Origin of the sequence: Nonomuraea dietziae (assembly GCF_014195505.1) — a bacterium.
Classification (GTDB): Bacteria; Actinomycetota; Actinomycetes; order Streptosporangiales; family Streptosporangiaceae; genus Nonomuraea; species Nonomuraea roseola.
Map to the genome: position 1 here is coordinate 201,836 of NZ_JACIBV010000002.1, position 20,822 is coordinate 222,657.

The following is a 20,822-nucleotide window of genomic DNA, read 5'->3' on the forward strand; positions in this document are numbered from 1 at the left end:
TACTCGGCTTCGGGTTTGCTGCAGAGGGCATGAGTAGCACAGCTGCCAGACTGCTGGTCCGGGCGCTGGAGGCGGAGGGCGTGAAGTACGTCTTCGGCATCCCGGGTGAGGAAAACATCCACTTCGTCGACGCGTTGAACGACTCCTCCATCCGCTACGTCCTCGTCCGCCACGAGCAGGGCGCGGCGTTCATGGCCGAGATGTACGGCAGGCTGACCGGCAAGGCGGGTGTGGCCTCGGCCACCCTCGGCCCGGGGGCGATCAACCTGCAGCTGGGCGTCGCCGACGCCACCACCAACAGCACCCCGGTCGTGGCCATCTCGGCGCAGGTGGGGCTCGACCGCATCTACAAGGAGTCGCACCAGATCGTCGACCTGGTGTCGCTGTTCAGGCCCATCACCAAGTGGGCCGAGCTGGTTCCGACGGCCGCCGCGGTGCCCGAGATGCTGCGCAAGGCCTTCAAGATCGCCCAGACCGAGCGTCCTGGCGCGGTGTACCTGGCGATCCCCGAGGACGTCGAGAAGGCGCCCGTCTCCGACGACGCGCGCCCGCTACCGGTGAACGTGGTGCGGCCCGTCGACCCCTCCGCCGCCCAGATCGCCCGCGCCGCCGACCTGCTGGCCACGGCCAGGCGGCCGATCGTGCTGGCCGGTCACGGCGCGGCCAGGGCGGGGGCCCGCGACGCGCTGGTGCGCTTCTCCGAGCACCTGGGCATCCCCGTGGCCACCACCTTCAACGGCAAGGGCGTCTTCCCCGACGACCACAGGCACGCGCTCGGCGCCTTCGGCTTCATGCGGCACGACCACGTGAACTTCGCCTTCGACGAGGCCGACGTGCTGATCAGCGTGGGCTACGAGCTGCAGGAGTTCGACCCCGTCAAGATCAACCCTGACCGGTCGAAGAAGATCGTCCACATCCACCAGTTCCCCGCGGAGGTCGACGAGCACTACCCGGTGGCCGTCGGCGTCCAGGGCGACCTGTCGAGGTCGCTGCACGCGCTCGGCGAGGCCGTCCACCGGCGCTTCACGCTCAGCCCGACCGTGGAGAAGGTCCGCACGCTCATCAGGGAGGAGTTCACCCGGGGACAGGGCGAGGACGGCTTCCCGCTGACGCCGCGCAGGGTCGTGGCCGACATCAGGCAGGCGATGGAGCGCGACGACATCGTGCTGGCCGACACGGGCGCGGTGAAGATGTGGATGTCGCGCATGTACCCGACCTACGAGCCCAACACCATGCTGGTCTCCAACGGCCTGTCGTCCATGGGGTTCGCGGTGCCGGGGGCCATCGCCGCCAAGCTCGCCTTCCCCTCGCGCAGGGTGCTGGCCGCCACGGGCGACGGCGCGTTCCTGATGAACTCGCAGGAGCTGGAGACCGCCGTGCGCGAGCGGATCCCGATCACGGTGCTGATCTGGGAGGACGGCGCCTACGGGCTCATCGACTGGAAGATGGGCCTGGAGCTCGGACGCAGCTCCAGCATCGCCTTCGGCAACCCCGACTTCGTCAGGTACGCCGAGAGCTTCGGCGCCAGGGGCCATCGGGTGCGGGCGGCGGAGGAGCTGCTGCCAACGCTGCGCGAGGCGCTGGCCTACGAAGGGGTGTCGGTGATCACCGTCCCTGTCGACTACTCCGCCAACCTGGCCCTGACGGAGACGCTCTCCCACGTCCTGGAGTCCTAGGATCGGCGGGATGGACGTGCCCGCCGTACCCGCCGCCGAGCAGCGGCTGCCCGCGATCGCCGAGGCGCCCGCCACCGACCCCTACCACGTCTACCTCGACTCACTGGCCAGCGCCGAGTCGAGGAGGACGATGCGCGGGTGCCTCGATCGCATCGCGAGGGTGCTGACCGGCGACGAGGCGGTCACGGGGGCGGGCATGCCGTGGCACCTGCTGCGCTACGAGCACACCGTGCGCATCAGGACGGTGCTCACCGAGCAGGGCTGGTCGCCCGCCTACGTCAACAAGCACCTGGTGGCGCTGCGGCGGGTGCTGAAGGAGGCCTGGCGGCTCGGCCAGATCAGCGCGGAGGAGTACGCCCGCGCCGCCGACCTGGCGCCCGTCACCCACACCAGGCTGCCCACGGGCCAGCACGTCCCGCCGGAGGTGGTGGGCGCGGCGCTGTCGGCGTGTGACGACTCCCCCGCGGGGCTGCGCGACGCCGCGCTGATCGCGACCCTCTACTCCACCGGCTGCAGGCGCGCGGAGATCGCGGGGCTGGCCCTGACCGACTACGACCCCGCCGCGCGGTCGCTGCGGGTGCGCGGCAAGCGCGACAAGGAGCGCATGGTCTACCTGACCGGCGACGCGATCGGGCTGCTCGAGCGGTGGCTCGCGGTCAGAGGCCGTACGGCCGGCGCGCTGTTCTGCCCGATCAGCAGGGCGGGACGGCTGCGCACGCGCGACGGGCGACCGGTGCCGCTGACCGGGCAGGGCATCGCCGACATCCTCGCCAGGCGGCTGGGCGAGGCGGGCGCCTCGCCACGGACCGCGCACGACTTCAGGCGCACCTTCATCGGCGAGCTGCTGGACGCGGGGGTGGACCTCGCGACCGCTCAGGCGCTGGTCGGGCACTCCTCGCCCGCGACGACCGCCCGTTACGACCGCAGGCCGGAGAACACCAGGCGCGAGGCGGTCGACAGGCTCAGGCTCCCCGAGGCCAGACCGCTGCGCTGACGCAGGCCACGCGCCGGAAGATTTTCCTCCTCGTTGTCGAAATGGCCGCCGCTCGCGCGTCATGGCAGTGACACCATCACACAGGAGGGACTGTCATGAAATATCTGTTGCTGGTCACCGGCGAGGAACGCACCTGGGCGGAAGCGGGCCCCCAGGAGCGCAAGGAGGTCTACGCGCGCTGGGGCGCCTTCACCAGGATGCTGGAGGAGCGCGGCGCCAACCTGGGCGGCCAGGAGCTGGCCCACTCCTCCACCGCCACCACGATCAGGAAGAACGGCGAGCAGGTGCTGGTCACCGACGGCCCCTACGCCGAGACGGTCGAGCAGATCTCGGGCTACGTGCTCGTCGAGGCCGCCGACCTCGAGGAGGCCGTCGAGTTCGCCACCGCCATGCCCTCCGACGGCGTCGAGATCAGGAGGATCACGACATGAAGTACGCGATGCTGATCTACGGCGACGACAAGCTCTGGGAGCAGGCCACGCCGGAGCAGGCCGAGCAGACCCGGGCCGCGCACGAGCGCTTCATCGCGATGCTGAGCCAGCGCGGCGCCTTCCTCGGCGGCGACGCCCTCGCAGGCTCGCGCGAGACGGTGAGCCTGCGCAAGAAGGACGGTCACGTGCTGCGCACCGACGGCCCCTACCTGGAGACCGTCGAGCACCTCGGCGGCTTCTACCTCATCGAGGCGGAGAACCTGGACGAGGCCATCGGCTACGCCAAGGCCTGCCCCGAGCAGATCGTCGAAGTGCGACCTGTCGTTGAGTATCAGGAATGAGGCGGTCGAGCAGGCGTACCGGGAGCACTGGGCGCGCCTGCTCGCCCTCCTGACCGCCGAACTGCGCGACCTGGACCTGGCCGAGGAGTCGTTGCAGGACGCCTTCGCCACGGCCGTCTCCTCCTGGCCGCCCGTCCCCGCCAACCCGCCGGCCTGGCTGCTGACGGCCGCGCGCCGCCGCGCCGTCGACCGGCTGCGCCGTACGGCGGTGGCCACCCGCAAGCTGCCGCTGCTCGTGGTCGAGGAGCAGCCCGCCCACGACGACCGGCTACGGCTGATCTTCACCTGCTGCCATCCCGCGCTGTCCATGGAGGCGCGGGTGGCGCTGACCCTGCGTTGCGTGGGCGGTCTGACCACCCGGCAGATCGCCAGGATGTTCCTGGTCGGCGAGGCGACCATGGCCGCCAGGATCACTCGCGCCAAGAAGAAGATCAGTCAGGCCGGCATCCCCTTCAGGGTGCCCGCCGGACCCGAGCTGCGCGAACGGCTCGACGGCGTGCTGGCCGTCCTCTACCTGATCTTCACCGAGGGCTACGCGGCCACCGAGGGCGACGCGCTGATCCGCGACGAGACGGCGAGCGAGGCGATCACGCTGGCCCGCATGCTGGTCTCGCTGCTGCCCGACGAGAGCGAGGTGCGGGCGCTGCAGGCGCTGATGATGCTGCACCACGCGCGCCGCCACGCCCGCGTCGGCTCGGACGGCCGCCTGGTCACCCTCGCCGAGCAGGACCGCTCGCTGTGGCGGCACCAGGAGATCGAGGAGGCGCTCGCGCTGCTGGCCCCAGGCCCGCCCGGCCCCTACCTGCTCCAGGCCGCCATCGCCGCCGAGCACACCTCCGCCGCCCGCGCGCAGGACACCGACTGGACGGCCATCGCCGCCCTGTACGGCATGCTCGAGGAGCTGACCGGCTCGGCCGTCGTGCGGCTCAACCACGCCGTCGCCGTCGCCGAGGCGTCAGGGCCCGAGGCGGGCCTGGCCATGCTCGACGGGCTGGAGGCCGAGCTGCCCCACCACCACCTGCTGCCCGCCACCCGCGCCGAGCTCCTGCGCAGGCTGGGCAGGACGGAGGAGGCGGTGACCGAGTACGGCAGGGCGCTGGCCCTGGTCGGCACGCAGCAGGAGCGGGAGTTCCTGCTGTCGAGGCGCACCGAGACCGAGCGCGGGCTGCGCCCGTGAGATCCTGGCCACCGTGCCCCCACTCCACACCCCCCGCCCGGGTCCCGCCCTTCCCTCACCTGCGGGCGGCGTCATGGGCGAGGCCGGCCAGCTGCTGCCTTTCGACCTGCTGAAGGCTCAGGTGAAGGCCAACCTCGCGCTGCTGCGGCCGGTGAGCGCGCCGGTCGGCGACGGGCTGCGCAGGGCGGCGGTGGCCGTGTGCGTGCTGCGCGACGGCGAGCGCCCGCCGTACACGATCGTGATCAAGCGGGCCGCGCGCGGGCGCAACGCGGGGCAGTGGGCGCTGCCGGGCGGGCGGCTCGAGGACGGCGAGCAGGCGACGGAGGGGGCGCTGCGCGAGCTGGCCGAGGAGACGGCGGTCACCGGCATGGAGGTGGCGGGCGTGCTCGACGACTACGTCACCGACTCGGGCTTCGTGATCACCCCGGTGGTGGCCTTCGGCGGGCCTGCCGACCCACGCCCCGACGCCAGGGAGGTGGCCTCGGTCCACAGGGTGCCGCTCGACCGGCTGCTTGCCCCCGGCGTGCCGCGCTGGAACCAGGGGCTGCTGCAGATGCCGCTCGGTCCTGGCATCGTGATACACGCCCCGACGGGCGCGATTTTGTGGCAGTTCGCCGAAGTCGCACTCAGGGGGCGTGAGCTGCGCGTTTCCGGCGTCAGCCAGCCCCACTGGACGAGAACCTGACCCACTCTTGGGGCAGGATGGAATAGCCACCGCCCGATGTCCGTTAGAGTCAGCAAGGCCGCTGTGGTCTGTGTCCCCCGGGCCGCAAATTACCGCCTTCACGGAATACCGTTCGGCTGGAGCCGTGTTGTGCACCTCGCCGAGGAGGCGACCGCCACAGCGGCCTTGAGCGTCACGAACGGCGCCCCACCCCTCCGGTGGGGCGCCGTTCGCGTGTGACGGATGGTAAAGTGTGTGACGCGTCCGCTCGGACGCCCGCCGCGCCCGTGAGTCCGCCGGGTCGCCCTCTCTTTCTCTCCCACCGTGCCGGTCCTGCGCAGAGTCCCTTCATGGACATCCACGCGTTTCCCACCCAGCTGGCCCGCACGCAGCGCCTGTCCCTCGGCCTGCCGCGCGCCTTCACCCTCTCCCCCGACGGCCGCAGGGCGCTGTTCCTGCGCACCCGTGGCCCCGAAGACCGCGCCGGCTGCCTCTGGCTGCTCGACGGCGGCCACGAGCGGCTGCTGGCCGCCCCCGAGACGCTCGGCGCGCACGGGCCCTTTCCCGAGGCCGAGCGCGTCCGCAGGGAACGAGCCCGCGAACACGCCGCAGGGGTGGTCGCCTACAGCGCCGACGCCGACCTCCGCGTCGCCGTCTTCGCCGTGAACGGGCAGCTGTGGGCGGTGGACACCCGCGAGGGCATGCCGTGGCGGGTGCCCACCGAGGGCCCCGTCACCGACCCTCGCCTCGACCCCACGGGCGCCAGGGTGGCCTACGTCCGCGAAGGCGCGCTGCACGTGAGCGAGCTGGCCGGCGGGAGGCGGCTGCGCATGGCCGCGCCTGACGGTCCCGAGGTGGTCTGGGGGCTGGCCGAGCATGTGGCGGCCGAGTCCATGCACAGGAGCCGCGGCCACTGGTGGTCGCCCGACGGGCGCAGGCTGCTGGCCGCCAGGGTGGATCACTCCCCCGTCCAGCGCTGGTGGATCGCCGACCCCGCCGACCCGTCCAAGCCGCCGCGCCCGATCCGCTATCCCGCCGCGGGCACCGCCAACGCCCTCGTCACCCTCCACGTGCTCGGCCTCGACGGCGAGCGCGTCGAGCTCGACTGGGACCGCGAGTCCTTCGAGTACGTCACCGCCGCCCGCTGGGACGCCCACGGCCCGCTCATCGGCGTGCAGAGCCGCGACCAGCGCACGCTGCGGATCCTGGCCGCCGACCCTGGCACGGGCGCGACCACGCTCCTGCACGAGCAGCGCGACCCCGCATGGGTCGAGCTGATCCCCGGCACCCCCGCCCGCACCGCCTCGGGCGCGCTCGTCCACACCGCCGACTCCCCCCTCACCCGGCGGCTGCTGGTGGACGGCGTCCCTGTCACCCCCGAGGGACTGCAGGTCGCCGAGGTCCTCGACGTCAGCGGCGAGTCGGTGCTCTTCCTCGCCACGGACGAGCCCACCGAGAGACACCTGTGGTCGTACGACCCCTCGCGCGGCGCCGTACGGCTGAGCGAGGAGCCGGGTCTGCACACCGGCCACCGGTCGGCCGGCGCGCTGCTCGTCGCCTCGCACACCCCGCACGGCCACTCCTTCCGCCTGCTCCGCGACGGCCTGCCGGACACCGAGATCGCCTCGCTGGCCGCCGAGCCGCTCCTGTCGCCGCGCGTCACCTGGCTGAGGGCGGGCGCGCGGGAGATCCGCACCGCGCTGCTGCTGCCGTCCTGGCACAGGGCCGGCGCGGGCCTTCTGCCCGTCCTGATGGCCCCCTACGCGGGGCCCGCCATGCAGCTGGCGGTCAGGGCCAGGCACTGGTGGCTGTGCGAGGCGCAGTGGTTCGCCGAGTCGGGGTTCGCCGTCGTGGTCGCCGACGGGCGCGGCACCAGGGGACGCGGGCCCGCGTGGGAGAAGGCCGTCCACGGCGACACGCTCACCGCGCCGCTGGAGGACCAGGTGACGGCGCTGCACGCGGCCGCCGCGCACTGCCCCGATCTCGACCTCGGCAGGGTCGCCATCCGCGGATGGAGCTACGGCGGCACGCTCGCGGCGGCGGCCGTGCTGCGGAGGCCCGAGGTCTTCCACGCCGCCGTCTCCGGCGCCGCGCCCAGCGACCAGCGGCTGTACGACACCCACTGGCGCGAGCGCTTCCTCGGGCATCCCGATCAGGAGCAGGGCAACTACGAGCGCTCCTCGCCGATCGGCGACGCGGCGCGGTTGCGACGGCCCCTGCTGCTGGTGCACGGCCTGGCCGACGACAACGTGGTGGCCGCGCACACGCTGCGGATGTCGGCGGCGTTGCTGGCGGCGGGCCGACCGCACCAGGTGCTGCCGATACCGGGCGCCGCCCACGCGCCCACGGGGCAGGCGGCCGTCGCGGGGCTGCTGCACTGCCAACTGGACTTCCTGCGGCAGGCGCTGAACCTCACAGCCCGAGGTGGGGCGTCGGGGCCGCCCCGCGCGCAATAGGGTTGGCTTCGCCGTCCACACGATTCAGGAGAGCCGTTGCTGTACCAGATGGTGAAGTTCGTCGCCGCGCCGATGGCGCACGTGATGTGGCGCCCGCACATCTCCGGCGGTCACCACGTCCCCGCCACGGGTCCCGCCATTTTGGCCGCCAACCACCTGGCGGTGATCGACTCCTTCCTGATTCCCGCGCTGCTGCCCCGCCACGTGACCTTCACCGCCAAGAGCGAGTACTTCTCGGGCAACCCCGTCTCCCAGTGGTTCATGCGGCTGGGCGGCAGTCTGCCGATCGACCGCGAGTCGGCCGGCGCCGCCCAGGCCATGCTCGACAGCGCCGCCGAGCTTCTGGAGCGTGGCGAGCTGTTCGGCATCCACCCCGAGGGCACCCGCTCGCCCGACGGCCGCCTGTACCGCGGCAAGGTCGGCGTGGCGTGGCTGGCGCTGAAGACGGGCGCCCCGGTGCTGCCCGTCGCGCTGTCGGGCACCGAGAACGTGCTGCCCCTCGGCGCCAAGGTGCCGCGCCTCACGAAGATCGGCATCAAGATCGGCGCGCCGATGACGTTCGAGGGCGACTACAAGAACGCCCGCGACCGGCGCAGGGTGACCGACGAGATCATGGTGGAGATCCAGAAGCTGTCCGGTCAGGAGTACGTGCCCGCCTACGCCTCCAGCGTCAAAGCCGGAATGTCATGAATCATCGACAGGTAGGCTCTGCTACCTGTCGATGACCGGGGGGATGGCTCGTGCCGCGTGGCCGTACGATCGCGATAGTTTCAGGGGTCAGCGTGCTTGCGGTGGGGGCCGCGGCCGGGGGCGCCTGGTGGGTGCTGCACACGCGCGGCACCCCGCAGGAGAGCGCCCAGCGCTTCGCCGCGGCCTGGCAGACGGCCGACTGGGGCGGGATGACGGCCGAGCTGGCCGCTCCCGCCTCGCTGGCCGCCTACGAGCAGCAGCGCAAGGGGCTGAACGTCGAGCGGACCACCGTCAAGCTAGGGCAGGCCGTCGAGACGGGCGACGGCACCGCCAGGGCTCCCTACACCGCCACCCTGACCCTGAGGAACATCGGCGACTGGACCTACACCGGCCAGATCGATCTGAAGGTCGCCGACAGGGCATGGAAGGTCGACTGGTCGCCCGCGACCGTGCACCCCTCGCTGACCGGCCAGGCCGACTTCTCTCTCAAGACGGACTGGCCGGCGCGGGCGGCGATCACCGACTCCTCGGGCGAGCGCATCGACACGGGCCAGGCAGGCGGCTCGGTGCAGCAGCTGGTCGGCTTCCTGGACAAGGCCACCGCCAAGGACGTCGCCAAGCTCGGCCCCTCCTACAAGGTCGGCGGGGCCGTCGGCAGGGGCGGCCTGCAGGAGACCTTCCAGACGCGCCTGGCGGGCACCCCCGCCACCAAGATCCTGCTCGGCGGCAAGACGCTGGCCACGATCAAGGGCAGCGAGGGCAAGCCGCTGGAGACCACCCTCGACCCCCGCGTGCAGGCCGCCGCCGTCGGCGCCGTCCGCGACCTGGACAAACCCGCCTCCCTGGTGGCGGTACGGCGCGGCACGGGCGAGATCCTCGCCGTCGTCAACAACCGCGGCGGCTTCAACAGGGCGCTCGACGGCCGCTACCCGCCGGGCTCCACCTTCAAGGCCGTCACCGCGCTGGCCCTGCTCGCCGAGGGAGTCTCCCCCACCGAGCGGGTGACCTGCCCCAAGTACGCCACGGTCGGCGGCCTGAAGGTGCGCAACTCCGAGCACGCCGAGTACGGCTCGCTCACCTTCTCCGACGCCTTCGCCTACTCCTGCAACACCACCTTCGCCCCGCTGGCCGCCGAGCGGCTGGGCTCCGACAAGCTGCTGAGGGCGGCCGAGATGGTCGGCTTCAACCAGCCGCTCAACATCGGCGTCCCCGCCGCCAAGGCCAGCTTCCCCAAGGCCGAGTCCGACGCGGAGCTGGCCGCCGAGTCCTTCGGCCAGGCGCGCATCACCGCCAGCCCGCTGGTGATGGCCTCGGCGGCCGCCGCGCTCGCCGACGGCACCTGGCGCCCGCCGACGCTGGTGAAGGGGCTCAAGCAGAAGGCGAAGGAGGTCAAGCTGCCCGAGGGCGTGGCCGACCAGCTGCACCCGATGATGTCCGCGGTCGTCACCAAGGGCACCGCCAAGGCGGCGGGCCTGCCGTCGGGAACGCGCGGCAAGACCGGCACCGCGGAGTACGGCAGCGGGCCCGAGCTGCCCTCCCACGCCTGGTTCATGGGCTACAGCGACGACGTGGCCTTCGCGGTCGTCGTGGAGGGCGGTGGCGGCGGCGGCAAGGTCGCGGCCCCTGTGGCAGCCGACTTCCTGCGCGGCCTCTGAGCCGGGAACCCTCGGCTCTCGTCAGAAGGCCAGGGCGGCGGCCTCGTGGCGGAGCATCAGCACCAGCAGCGTCGCGACGAGGGTGGCGATCAGCAGCCAGCTGACCGTGATGATGACGGTCGAGCGGCGTGGACGGCGGCGCGGAACGGGCTTCTCGCCGTTCGCCTTGGCCTCGCGCCGACGCTCGGACTCCTCGCTACGGCGCACACGGTCGTTGAACGACTCCAGGCGGGCGACGAGCCGTGGATCCTCGTCGACGAGGTGGCGCTCGATCTGGGCCAGCAACCGCTCCTCGTCCTGCGACCAGGCCATGGTGCACCTCCGGAACGCAAGCTCTGTGCCCCGTTTCCTGCCCAACCGTGAAGATCATTATCCGTTCCAAGGGTAGGTAATTACTGGCTCTTTCCTGTTGCGATCACTATCGAACCTGCGTTCTAATCATGGGATGCGCTGGGACAACCTGCGTCTGGCCGACGCCGAGGGCGACGCTTCCGCCGTGCCGCTGTTCGCGCGCGGCGCGGTGGCGCGCACCTTCGACACGCCTGAGTTCAAGGGGATGACCTTCTACGAGATCCAGGCCAAATCCATCATCAACAAGGTCCCGGCGGCCAGCAGGGTCCCCTTCACCCACACCATCAACCCCTACAGGGGGTGCAGCCACGCCTGCTCCTACTGCCTGGCGGGCGACACGCCGGTCCTCATGGCCGACGGCCGTGCCAAGCCCATCGCCGAGCTGCGCGCCGGCGACCGGATCTTCGGCACGCGGCTGGTCGGCGGGCGGCGGCGCCATGTGGTCACCGAGGTGCTCGACCACTGGTCGACGGTGAAGGCGGCGCACCGGGTGGCCCTCGCCGACGGCACCCGCCTGGTGGCCAGCGGAGAGCATCGCTTCCTCACCGAGCGCGGCTGGAAGCACGTCACGGGTGAGGGCGCGCGGCCGTTCCTCCGCGACGGCGATCGGCTGGTGGGCTGCGGGCGCTTCGCCGCGCCCCCCAAGCAGGACGACGACTACCGGCGCGGCTACCTGTGCGCGATCCTCTCCTCACCCTGCGCCTTCCAGCAGGAGGGCCACCCCGCGCGGAAGGCCGGGGAGCGCGCGCTGCCCGAGGAGGCGCTCGACAGGGCGCGCTCCTATCTCGGCCACTTCGGGGCCGATCCGGCCCTGCCGAGCGCAGGGTGCGAGCCCTCGGGCCTGTTCGCGGTGGCGGAGTCGCCTTCCGGCGAGTGGATGAAGGGCTTCGTGGCCGGCTGCCTCGACGCGGGAGGCGAGTACGAGGCCGACCGCCTCCGCGCATGCCTGTCCGCCCTGGGCTTCGACCGGCTCGACACCAGCCCGGCCCTCGACGAGGTTCGGCGAAGACCCGGCCCCGGCCGCGCTGCGAGGAGACCCGGCCCCGATCGCCCTGCGAGGCGGCCCTGCCGCGTGGCTGCGGCTTCTGCACACCGTCGATCCCGCCGTTCCCGCCCCGCACGCCCTCGAGGGCGCCGTCGTCGAGTCGGCGGCCGACCTGAGGGTCGTGTCGGTCGAGCCGCTCGGCGTCGAGACGCCGATGTACGACATCACCACCGGCACCGGCGACTTCATCGCCGACGGCGTCGTCTCCCACAACTGCTTCGCCAGGAAGACCCACGAGTACCTCGACCTCGACGCCGGCCACGACTTCGACTCCAAGATCGTGGTGAAGGTCAACGCCGCCGAGCTCGCCCGCAAGGAGCTGGCCTCGCCCCGCTGGGGCGGGCACCACGTGGCGATGGGCACCAACGTCGACTGCTACCAGCGCGCCGAAGGGCGCTACCGGCTCATGCCGGGCATCCTGCGGGCGCTGACCGAGGCGGCCAACCCGTTCTCCATCCTCACCAAGGGCACACTGATCCTGCGCGACCTGCCGCTGCTGGTGGAGGCGGCGCGGGTCAGCGAGGTGAGCGCCGCGTTCTCGGTGGGCTTCGTCGACGAGCGGCTGTGGCGCGCGGTGGAGCCGGGCACGCCCCATCCGAGAAGGCGGCTGGAGGCCTGCCGCAGGATCACCGACAGCGGCATCGCCTGCGGGGTGCTGATGGCGCCGATCCTGCCCTACCTGTCCGACTCCCCCGAACAGCTGGAGGCGGCGGTGCGGGAGATCGCGGCCTCGGGGGCGACGCACGTCACGCCGATCGTGCTGCACCTGCGGCCAGGGGCGCGCGAGTGGTTCCTCGGCTGGCTCTCGCGCGAGCATCCGCGCCTGGTGCCGCGCTATCTCGAGCTGTACGGCAGAGGCGCCTACGCGCCCAAGGCCTACCAGGAGCGGGTGAGCACCCAGGTGAGGGAGCTGGCCAGGCAGTACGGCATCGGCCGGAGGGCCTCCTGGCGGATCCAGCCGGACAAGCCCCCGCCACCCGAGCAGCTATCCCTTCTGTGAGACTAAATAGCCAAATGGGTATTAATGCGCGTGATGCCCGGATAGCGGGCCGACATCACGGGGGAAAGATCCATGGCAGAGGAGCGGAAGAAACCCGTCGCCAAGTCAGGCAAGGCCAAGAAGGCGACCATCAAGGCCACCAGGGCCGCCAAGAACGCCAAGCGGGAGTCCACCAGGAAGCCGGAGGCGGAGTAGTCTCCGCGCCGGCACCGGTGAAATCATGATCAGGCAGCCGGAGGCCGATCCGGCTGCCTGATCATGGAGCGGACATTGACGGCCTACCTGCGCTTTCCAGCGATCTTCAAAGACGTGGTGGTCTTCGCCGCCGAAGACGACCTCTGGATGGTCGCCGCGCAGGGCGGCCGCGCCTTCCGGCTGACCGCGGGCCTGGCCGAGGCCGCCTACCCGCGCTTCTCCCCTCGTGGGGACCAGCTCGCCTTCGTCGGCAGGGAGGAGGGCCCCGAAGAGGTGTACGTGATGCCCGCGGGCGGCGGGGCGGCCAGGCGCGTCACCTTCCACGGGGCCCGCTGCACCGTCACCGGCTGGGACCCGCAGGGCAGGGTGCTGTACGCCAGCGACGAGCGACAGCCGTTCGAGGGGCAGAAGTGGCTGCACAGGGTGCTGCCGGGCGGCGTGCCCGAGCGTCTGCCGTACGGCCCTGCCACCAGCATCAGCCACGGGCCGCGCGACATGATCGTGCTGGGCCGCAACACCGCCGACCCGGCCCGCTGGAAGCGTTACAGGGGCGGCACCGTGGGCGACCTGTGGATCGATCCCTCGGGACGGGGCGACTGGCGGCGGCTGATCAGCCTGCCGGGCAATCTCGCCTCACCCTGCTGGAGCGACGACAGGGTCTGCTTCCTGTCCGACCACGAGGGCACGGGCAACGTCTACTCCTGCGCCCCCGACGGCTCCGACCTGCGCAGACACACCCATCACGACGACTACTACGCCCGCAACCTGTCCAGCGACGGCCACACGCTGGTCTACCACGCCGCCGGCGACCTCTACGTCCTCGAGCCAGGCAGCAGGACCAGGAAGGTCGAGGTGCTGCTGGCCAGCTCCCGCACCCAGCGCAACAGGCGGTTCGTCGAGGCCGCCGACCACCTCGACAGCGCCGCCCCGAGCCCCGACGGCAGCAGGCTGGCCATCACCACGCGCGGCAAGGCCTACACCTTCGCCGGGTGGGAGGGCCCCGTCCAGCAGCACGGGGAGGTCGACGGCGTCCGCTACCGCTTCCTCGCCTGGACGGGCGAGGGCAGCCTGGTGGCCGCCGCCAGCGACGAGGGCGACCGCGAGATCCTCGTCCTGCTCGACGGCAGGCGCCAGACCCGCCTCGACCACCTCGACACCGGCCGCGTCACCGACCTCGTGGCCTCCCCCGCCGGCGACCTGATCGCCGTCACCAACCACCGCCACGAACTGCACGTCGTCGATCTCGCCGCGCGCACCACCACGCTGGTCGAGGCCAACCCGCACGCCGCCGTCGAGGAGCCCGCCTGGTCGCCCGACGGGCGCTGGCTGGCCTACGTCAGCCCCACCAGCGGGCAGCACACCGCGATCAAGCTGCATCACGTGCCCACGGGGCGCACGGTGGAGGCCACGCACCCGGTGCTGAAGGACTCCGGCCCCGCCTTCGACCCCGAGGGCCGCTACCTCTACTTCATCGGCCAGCGCGTCTTCAACCCCGTCTACGACGCGCTGCAGTTCGACCTCGGCTTCCCGCTCGGCACCCGTCCCTACGCCATCGCCCTGCGCAAGGACGTCCCCTCCCCCTTCGTGCCGCAGCCGCGGCCGCTGGCCGCCGGGGACGACGACGAGGACGACGAGCACGGCGAGGAGCGCGGCGACGAGCGGGCCGAGCTGACGATCGACGTGGACGGCCTGCCGGACCGGATCACCGCCTTCCCGCTGCCCGAAGGGCGCTACGAACGGCTGGCGGGCCTGAGGGGCAAGGTGCTGATCCTGTCGAGCCCCATCGAGGCCGACGACGGCACGCTGCACCTGTTCGACTTCGACAAGCAGAAGAACGAGACCTTCGCCGAGGACGTCGGCGACTTCCAGCTCGCCGCCGACCACAGGAGCCTTCTCTACCGTTCGGGTGATCGCCTGCGCCTGCTGAAGGCGGGAGAGATCCCCGATCACGACGACGACCACGCCTCGAGGAGCAGCGGCTGGATCGACCTGGGCCGCGTCAAGGTCTCTCTCAGCCCCGAGGCCGAGTGGCGGCAGATGTTCCGCGAGGCCTGGCGGCTGCAGCGCGAGAACTTCTGGTCCGCCGACATGGCGGGCCTGGACTGGCAGGCGGTCTACGACCGTTACCTGCCGCTGGTCGACCGCGTCAGTACCAGGGGGGAGCTGTCCGACCTGCTGTGGGAGCTGCAGGGTGAGCTCGGCACCAGCCACGCCTACGAGATCGGCGGCGAGTACCGGCCAGGCCCCGACTACACGCAGGGCAAGCTCGGCGTCGACTGGGACTACCGCGACGGCCTCTACCACATCGGCCACATCGTCCAGGGCGACAGGTGGGATCCCGAGGCCACCTCGCCGCTCAACAGGCTCGGCCTCGACGTACGGCAGGGCGACGCCCTCCTGGCCGTCAACGGTGTGCCCATCGACGAGGCCACCACCCCCAACCAGGCGCTGGTCAACCAGGCGGGCCAGGAGGTGCTGCTGACCCTGCGCAGAGGAGAGCAGACCTTCACCGCCGCCGTCCGCGCGCTGGCCGACGAGCAGCCCGCCCGCTACCGCGACTGGGTCAATCTCAACAGGGCCCGCTGCCACCAGCGCAGCGCGGGGCGCGTCGGCTACGTGCACATCCCCGACATGGGCAGCGCCGGATTCGGCGAGTTCCACCGCGCCTATCTCACCGAGTACGACCGCCAGGCCCTGATCGTGGACGTGCGCTTCAACGGTGGAGGGAACATCTCCGCGCTGCTGCTGGACAAGCTCGCCCGCCGCCGCCTCGGCTACGACCACCCCCGCAGGGGCGAGCCGGAGCCCTACCCGCCCGAGTCGCCCAGGGGCCCGCTGGTGGCCATCACCAACGAGTGGGCGGGCTCCGACGGCGACATCTTCAGCCACACCTTCAAGCTCCTCGGCCTCGGCCCGCTGATCGGCAAGCGCACGTGGGGCGGCGTCATCGGCATCTGGCCGCGCCACCGCCTGGCCGACGGCACCCTCACCACCCAGCCCGAGTACTCCTTCACCTTCATCGAGGGCGACAGGGAGGTGGAGAACTACGGCACCGACCCCGACCTCGAGGTCGACATCACCCCCCAGGACTACGTCAGGGGCGTCGACACCCAACTCGAAACAGCCATTGACCTGGCACTGAAAAGGATCATTCACAGCTGACGTTCAGACTTTGCAACCTTTGTCCGCCTTAAAGCGTCTAAAGATCGAAAGCGGGGGAACGCGCCACGGGGACAGACGACGCGTGAACTCGGTCGCAGGCGAGAAGGGGACCCAGAGTGCGTGCACTGGCAGGCAAGGGTAAGGCGGCCATATACCGGCTCTACGAAGCCAACAACCGCAGGCGGGCGCGCTCCGCGCCGCCACCCTCGACCGACCGGGTCCACATCCTGCTCCTGCACGCGTACGGGATGGGCGGCACCATCAGAACGGTCTTCAACCTGGCCGGCTATCTGGCCTCCACCGGTCGTGAAGTGGAGATCGTCTCCATCCTCAAGGAGGCGGAGGAGCCGTTCTTCCCCGTCGACCCCCGGGTGAAGTTCCGCTTCCTCGACGACAGGCTCGTTCCCAGGACGGGTGTGCGGGGGCGTCTGTCGAAGATGCCCAGCAAGCTCATCCCTGAGCAGGAGGCCGCCTACCACCGCTTCAACCTCTGGACCGACCTGCAGCTGGCCCGATGGATCCGGTCGATCGACACCGGCGTCATCATGGCCACCAGGCCAGGACTCAACCTGGCCCTGGCCCAGCTCGCCCTGCCGAGCGTCATCACCATCGGCCAGGAGCACGTGGCCCTGCAGGGCCAGCCGCAGCCGGTCCAGGAGATGATCAAGCGCCGCTACCGCTCCTTCGACGCGCTCGTCACCCTGACCAAGGCCGACCTGCGCGACTACCGTGAGACGCTGCGGCGCAAGCCCAAGAAGCTGCTGCGCATCCCGAACGCCGTGCCGCCCATGCCGGGCGAGATCTCCAAGCTGGAGAACAAGGTCGTCCTCGCGGTCGGCCGGATGACCAAGCTCAAGGGCTTCCACCGCCTCATCACCGCATGGGAGACCGTCGCCGCCGCCCATCCCGACTGGAAGCTTCGCATCCTCGGCGCCGGCCCGCAGGAGGACAACCTGCGCGCCCAGATCACCGAGGCGGGGCTCGAGGGCAAGGTCGAGCTGCCGGGGCCGTCCAACAACGTGGCGGGCGAGCTGGAGAAGGCCTCGATCTTCGTGCTCAGCTCGCGTCATGAGGGCTTCCCCATGACCATCCTGGAGGCCATGGCCAAGGGGCTGGCGATCGTCAGCTTCAACAGCCCGCACGGCCCCAAGGAGATGATCACCGACGAGGTCGACGGCCTGCTGGTCAAGCCGCGCACCAACGCCAACCTCGCCACCGCCATCATGCGCGTCATCGAGGACGAGGAGCTGCGCCACCGCCTGGCCGAGGGCGCGCTGGCCACCGCCGCGACCTACGACGTCGACTCGATCGGCGCCCGCTGGGACGCGCTTCTTGACGAGCTGCTGGCCCGCCGCAACGGCACCTACGTCAAGCCCACTCCAGCAGCTCCACCGGCTCAGTGATGACGTCGACGAGCGCGCCGTTGCGCAGCACCGTGATCGGCAACGGCCGCCCTATCGCGTCGGCGAACATCAGCCGCTGAAGGCTCTGCGCGTCACCCACTGGGCTGCGGCCTGCGTTCACCACCAGATCGCCCGCCCGCAGCCCGGCCCTCGCCGCCGGCGAGCCGCTCACCACCTGCACCACCCGCAGCGCCCTCCGCTGCCCGAGCCGCTCCGCGAGCGCCTCGGGCAGCGGAGCGGGCGAGGTCACCAGCCCGAGGTAGGCCCTGCGGACCCTGCCGTCGCTGATCAGTGCGGCGATGATCGCACGCGTCGTGGAGTTCACGGGTACGGCCAGGCCCACGCCGATCCCCGCCACCGCCGTGTTGATCCCGACCACCCTGGCACTCGAGTCGGCCAGCGCCCCGCCCGAGTTTCCCGGGTTGAGCGCGGCGTCGGTCTGGATGACGTCCTCGATGAGCCGCCCGCCCACCGGCAGCGAACGGCCCAGCCCCGAGACCACGCCCGCCGTCACCGACCCCGCCAGGCCCAGCGGGTTGCCCACCGCCACCACCAGCTGGCCCACCACCAGCGCGTCGCTGTCGCCGAGCAGCGCGGGCTCGGGCGTCGACCCCTGCGCCTTGATCACCGCCAGGTCCGACAGCGGATCGCGGCCCACCAGCGTGAAGTCGCCGGCCGAACCGTCGGCGAAGGCCACGCTCCCCGATCTCGAGGAGCCCACCACGTGCGCGTTCGTCAGAAGGAAACCGTCGGCGGTGAACACCACCGCGGAGCCGCTGCCCCTGCCCGCGCGCACGCCGGCCACCTTCGGCTGCAGCTCGGCGGCGACAGAGGAGACGGTACGGGAGTAGGCGTCGAGGGGATCAGACATGCGAGACCTCCCGGGTGAATTACACGATTACACGGTAACTCGCCCGTCCCCCGAACGCGCCCGCGAGCGCGTCAGCCGATCGCGCAGCGCGTCAACCGAGCGTGATCGCCAGCGCGGCGCCCGCCGCAGCCGCGCCCAGCCCCGCCACCACGCTGAGCACCACGTTGGCCACCGCCCTGAGGCGGAAACCCTCCTCGGCCAGGCGCACCGTCTCGTAGCCCAACGTCGACCAGGTCGTCAGCGCCCCGCAGAACCCCGTGCCCGCCAGCGCCATCACGCCAGGCGAGGCCGCGAGCCCGACGAGGAAGCCCAGTACCGCGCTGCCCGCGACGTTGACCGTCAGGGTGCCCCACGGGAACAGCGTGCCGTACCGGGACTGGACCAGCCGGTCGACCAGGTAGCGCAGCGGCGCGCCCACCGCCGCGCCCAGCGCCACCAGCAACGCCGGCGGCAGCGTCTCCTGGATCGCGCTCATCGCAGCACCAGCCGTGTCAGCCGTGCGCCCGCCCACACCGCCGCCAGGGCCGCCAGCACCGTGGCCAGCAGGTAGACCAGGCCCACCAGCGCGGCGCCCGAGGCGATCAGACGCTGGAAGTCCACCACATAGGTGGAGAAGGTGGTGAACCCACCCAGCACGCCCACCCCGGCGAACGGCCGCACCAGCGGATGCGGCGCACGCGCACGCGTGATCACCGCCATGAGGACCCCGATCAGCAGGCAGCCGAGCACGTTCGTCGCGAACGTCGCCCAGGGAAAGCCGCCGGCGGGCACGGGGAAGGCCACGGCCAGGCCGTAGCGGGCCAGCGCGCCCACCATCCCACCCAGCGAGATCACTCCGAGCACCCGCCATCGGCCGGGCCCCAGCTCCGCCCGCTGCTCCTCGACCCGCAGGTCGACATCAGGATCGACAGGATCTCCCACGCCATCCCCCCGGGTCTGAACGCGGTCTCCTCGCACCCAGGCGAGGGCGGCGAGTTCCACCGCCGCACGATTCCCACAGCCTAACGCCCCCGTGTCAAACTCCCCGGAGGCGGGAACCTACCGAACGGGAGGCGCCACTTGAGCACACGTGACGCGATCGCCGTACTGGCGGCCGCCGTACTCCTTGCCGCCTTACTCGGCAACAACCCGCAGCAGACCGCCAAAGCCACCGCCACGCCCCTCGAGAACCCCGACGGCACCAGGCCAGGCCTCGCCCCGCTCACCAGCAGAGCCGACAGGACGGCCGCCCGCCACCTCATCGGCAGGCTCAGGACCAAGGGCATGGGCCCCAAGACGGGCTACACCCGCACCCGTTACGGCGAGAACTGGGCCGACACCGCCGCGAACGTCCCCTACGCGGGCAACGGCTGCCGCACCCGCGACGACCTGCTCGTCCGCGACGGCCACGACCTGTCCTACCGTGGCGGCTCGCCCTGCGACGTCGTCGCTCTCAGCCTCGACGACCCCTACACCGGACGCACCATCGCCTGGCGCAAGAAGCACGCCGACGACATCCAGGTCGACCACGTCGTCCCACTGTCCTACAGCTGGCGCATGGGGGCCGGCCGCTGGTCGGCGGCCAAGCGCCTGCGCTTCGCCAACGACCCGCTCAACCTGCTGCCCGTCGACGGCGACACCAACGAGGCCAAGGGGGGCTCAGGACCCGCCTCCTGGCTGCCGCCCCAGCGCCGCGTCCGCTGCGCCTACGCCGTCCGCTTCGCCCAGGTCGCGCTCAAGTACGGCATGCCCGTCACCCGAGCCGACCGCGCCACCATGATCAGAGTGTGTCGTTAGACCAGTCGAACCCCTTGTCGAACGTGATGTCGGCCAGGATCTGCTGCCCCTCAGAGTTGGGGTGGAAGTAGTCCCACTTGCTCACCTGCGCCAGCGTGAACCGATAGGCGAACACGGCGCCCTCGTCGGTACGGCAGCGCGGGCCGAACGCCGCGCACGCCCTGGCCCACTCCCTGTTGAAGTCGCGCACCCGATCACGCACCCGGGCCCGCCGCTGCACATCGGCCCGCTTGGTCGAGGTCGGGTTGGCCAGCATCGCCTGGCAGATGCGCCCCAGCCCCCAGAACGTCCTCGCGATCGCGTTGTCCTTGCCCACCTGCCACAGCCTGCGCAGGTCGGGGATGCTCGCCACGAACACCCGCGCCCCCGGCAGCTCGGCCCGCAGCCTCCCCATCGCCGCCTCCACCCGCCGCCTGAACAGCGCCACCGGCGTCATGGCCGCCTCCGTGGGCACGCACGCGTCCTGGGCGCCGAGCAGGATCGTCACGTACTCGGCCTTCTCGGCGATGGCCTTGTCCACCTGCCCCATCAGATCGGCACTCGTCGCACCCGGCACGGCGAAGTTGCGGTTGTGCCCCCGAAGCGAGGGGCCCCGCTCGGCCAGCCGCACGTAGTGGCTGCGCACCTCCGCGTTGTCGCCCGCCGACCACGAACGCGACGTGCACGAGACGTACCAGCCGCAGGCGTTGAACCCCGCGCTGACCGAGTCGCCCAACGCCGCCATCACCCCAGGCAACGGCTCCAGCGAGGCCGCCGCCGCGGAGCTCGTCACGGAGCCCGACCCTGAGACCAGCACGACGGCAGTGAGCACGTGACGGATCATGGCCCTTAAGGTAGGGAGCGTCAGACGCCAAGGCCACGACCAGAACCCACTTCCTATCGTGGCTTGACACGATCAAGATAAGCCCTATACAACTCCATGTCTGATTTTCGAG

The 20,822-nt window shown here is 71.4% G+C and carries 20 protein-coding genes; 14 read left to right on the plus strand and 6 right to left on the minus strand.

Annotation, left to right across the window (positions count from 1 at the left end):
• Positions 1-29: 29 nt before the first annotated feature.
• From FHR33_RS43550 to FHR33_RS43590, 9 genes are all read left to right on the plus strand, one after another.
• The gene (locus FHR33_RS43550; protein WP_183660966.1) at positions 30-1,676 is read left to right on the plus strand and encodes an acetolactate synthase large subunit; all 1,647 of its coding nucleotides are present in this window, start codon (positions 30-32) and stop codon (positions 1,674-1,676) included.
• Positions 1,677-1,686: 10 nt separating this feature from the next.
• On the plus strand, positions 1,687-2,670 hold the full coding sequence (locus tag FHR33_RS43555) for a tyrosine-type recombinase/integrase (RefSeq protein ID WP_183660968.1): 984 nt from the start codon (positions 1,687-1,689) through the stop codon (positions 2,668-2,670).
• Positions 2,671-2,765: 95 nt separating this feature from the next.
• Positions 2,766-3,101 carry a YciI family protein gene (locus tag FHR33_RS43560; RefSeq protein ID WP_183660971.1) on the plus strand — a complete coding sequence of 112 codons (336 nt, stop codon included), beginning with the start codon at positions 2,766-2,768 and terminating at the stop codon, positions 3,099-3,101.
• Complete coding sequence (locus tag FHR33_RS43565) at positions 3,098-3,442, plus strand: YciI family protein (RefSeq protein WP_183660972.1); 345 nt, start codon at positions 3,098-3,100, stop codon at positions 3,440-3,442. Before FHR33_RS43560 ends, FHR33_RS43565 begins: the two co-directional genes overlap by 4 nt.
• On the plus strand, positions 3,426-4,619 hold the full coding sequence (locus tag FHR33_RS43570; protein WP_183660974.1) for an RNA polymerase sigma factor: 1,194 nt from the start codon (positions 3,426-3,428) through the stop codon (positions 4,617-4,619). The genes FHR33_RS43565 and FHR33_RS43570 overlap by 17 nt, the downstream gene beginning before the upstream one ends.
• 13 nt (positions 4,620-4,632) lie before the next feature.
• Positions 4,633-5,304 carry an NUDIX hydrolase gene (locus FHR33_RS43575; RefSeq protein WP_312896045.1) on the plus strand — a complete coding sequence of 224 codons (672 nt, stop codon included), beginning with the start codon at positions 4,633-4,635 and terminating at the stop codon, positions 5,302-5,304.
• 329 nt (positions 5,305-5,633) lie between these two features.
• Positions 5,634-7,739, plus strand: a complete 2,106-nt coding sequence (locus FHR33_RS43580) for a S9 family peptidase (protein ID WP_183660976.1) — start codon at positions 5,634-5,636, stop codon at positions 7,737-7,739.
• A gap of 48 nt (positions 7,740-7,787) precedes the next feature.
• Complete coding sequence (locus FHR33_RS43585; protein ID WP_183662261.1) at positions 7,788-8,429, plus strand: lysophospholipid acyltransferase family protein; 642 nt, start codon at positions 7,788-7,790, stop codon at positions 8,427-8,429.
• A 92-nt stretch (positions 8,430-8,521) separates the two neighbouring features.
• On the plus strand, positions 8,522-10,084 hold the full coding sequence (locus FHR33_RS43590; RefSeq protein WP_312896047.1) for a penicillin-binding transpeptidase domain-containing protein: 1,563 nt from the start codon (positions 8,522-8,524) through the stop codon (positions 10,082-10,084).
• A gap of 21 nt (positions 10,085-10,105) precedes the next feature.
• Here the strand turns inward: FHR33_RS43590 and FHR33_RS43595 are convergent, their stop codons facing one another.
• Positions 10,106-10,396 (minus strand): DUF3040 domain-containing protein, encoded by a 291-nt coding sequence (locus tag FHR33_RS43595; protein WP_183660980.1) that lies wholly within the window; start codon positions 10,394-10,396, stop codon positions 10,106-10,108.
• Between the two features lie 357 nt (positions 10,397-10,753).
• Positions 10,754-10,981, minus strand: coding sequence for a hypothetical protein (locus tag FHR33_RS43600; protein ID WP_183660982.1), 228 nt, complete (start codon positions 10,979-10,981; stop codon positions 10,754-10,756).
• A 653-nt stretch (positions 10,982-11,634) separates the two neighbouring features.
• Between FHR33_RS43600 and FHR33_RS43605 the strand changes: the two genes are divergently transcribed.
• The 4 genes from FHR33_RS43605 (at position 11,635) to FHR33_RS43615 (ending at position 17,240) form a co-directional block, all read left to right on the plus strand.
• Positions 11,635-12,480 (plus strand): intein-containing protein, encoded by an 846-nt coding sequence (locus FHR33_RS43605; protein ID WP_246453774.1) that lies wholly within the window; start codon positions 11,635-11,637, stop codon positions 12,478-12,480.
• Between the two features lie 72 nt (positions 12,481-12,552).
• Positions 12,553-12,675, plus strand: coding sequence for a hypothetical protein (locus FHR33_RS52260; RefSeq protein ID WP_281388543.1), 123 nt, complete (start codon positions 12,553-12,555; stop codon positions 12,673-12,675).
• A gap of 75 nt (positions 12,676-12,750) precedes the next feature.
• Positions 12,751-15,837, plus strand: a complete 3,087-nt coding sequence (locus FHR33_RS43610; protein WP_183660983.1) for a S41 family peptidase — start codon at positions 12,751-12,753, stop codon at positions 15,835-15,837.
• Between the two features lie 116 nt (positions 15,838-15,953).
• Positions 15,954-17,240: a glycosyltransferase family 4 protein gene (locus tag FHR33_RS43615; protein ID WP_183660985.1), complete on the plus strand. Its 1,287-nt coding sequence runs from the start codon at positions 15,954-15,956 to the stop codon at positions 17,238-17,240.
• Here FHR33_RS43615 and FHR33_RS43620 read toward each other — a convergent pair.
• From FHR33_RS43620 to FHR33_RS43630, 3 genes are all read right to left on the minus strand, one after another.
• Positions 17,206-18,111: a S1C family serine protease gene (locus FHR33_RS43620; RefSeq protein ID WP_183660987.1), complete on the minus strand. Its 906-nt coding sequence runs from the start codon at positions 18,109-18,111 to the stop codon at positions 17,206-17,208. The genes FHR33_RS43615 and FHR33_RS43620 overlap by 35 nt on opposite strands.
• Before the next feature lie 91 nt (positions 18,112-18,202).
• A complete protein-coding gene (gene crcB / locus FHR33_RS43625) occupies positions 18,203-18,586 on the minus strand; it encodes a fluoride efflux transporter CrcB (RefSeq protein WP_183660989.1) in 384 nt (127 codons plus the stop codon).
• Complete coding sequence (locus tag FHR33_RS43630; RefSeq protein ID WP_183660990.1) at positions 18,583-19,032, minus strand: fluoride efflux transporter FluC; 450 nt, start codon at positions 19,030-19,032, stop codon at positions 18,583-18,585. The genes crcB and FHR33_RS43630 overlap by 4 nt, the downstream gene beginning before the upstream one ends.
• A gap of 138 nt (positions 19,033-19,170) precedes the next feature.
• Between FHR33_RS43630 and FHR33_RS43635 the strand changes: the two genes are divergently transcribed.
• Entirely contained in the window at positions 19,171-19,887 is a 717-nt protein-coding gene (locus tag FHR33_RS43635) for an HNH endonuclease family protein (RefSeq protein ID WP_183660992.1), read from the plus strand.
• Here the strand turns inward: FHR33_RS43635 and FHR33_RS43640 are convergent.
• On the minus strand, positions 19,871-20,710 hold the full coding sequence (locus FHR33_RS43640) for an SGNH/GDSL hydrolase family protein (protein WP_183660994.1): 840 nt from the start codon (positions 20,708-20,710) through the stop codon (positions 19,871-19,873). The genes FHR33_RS43635 and FHR33_RS43640 overlap by 17 nt on opposite strands.
• Between the last annotated feature and the right edge of the window lie 112 nt (positions 20,711-20,822).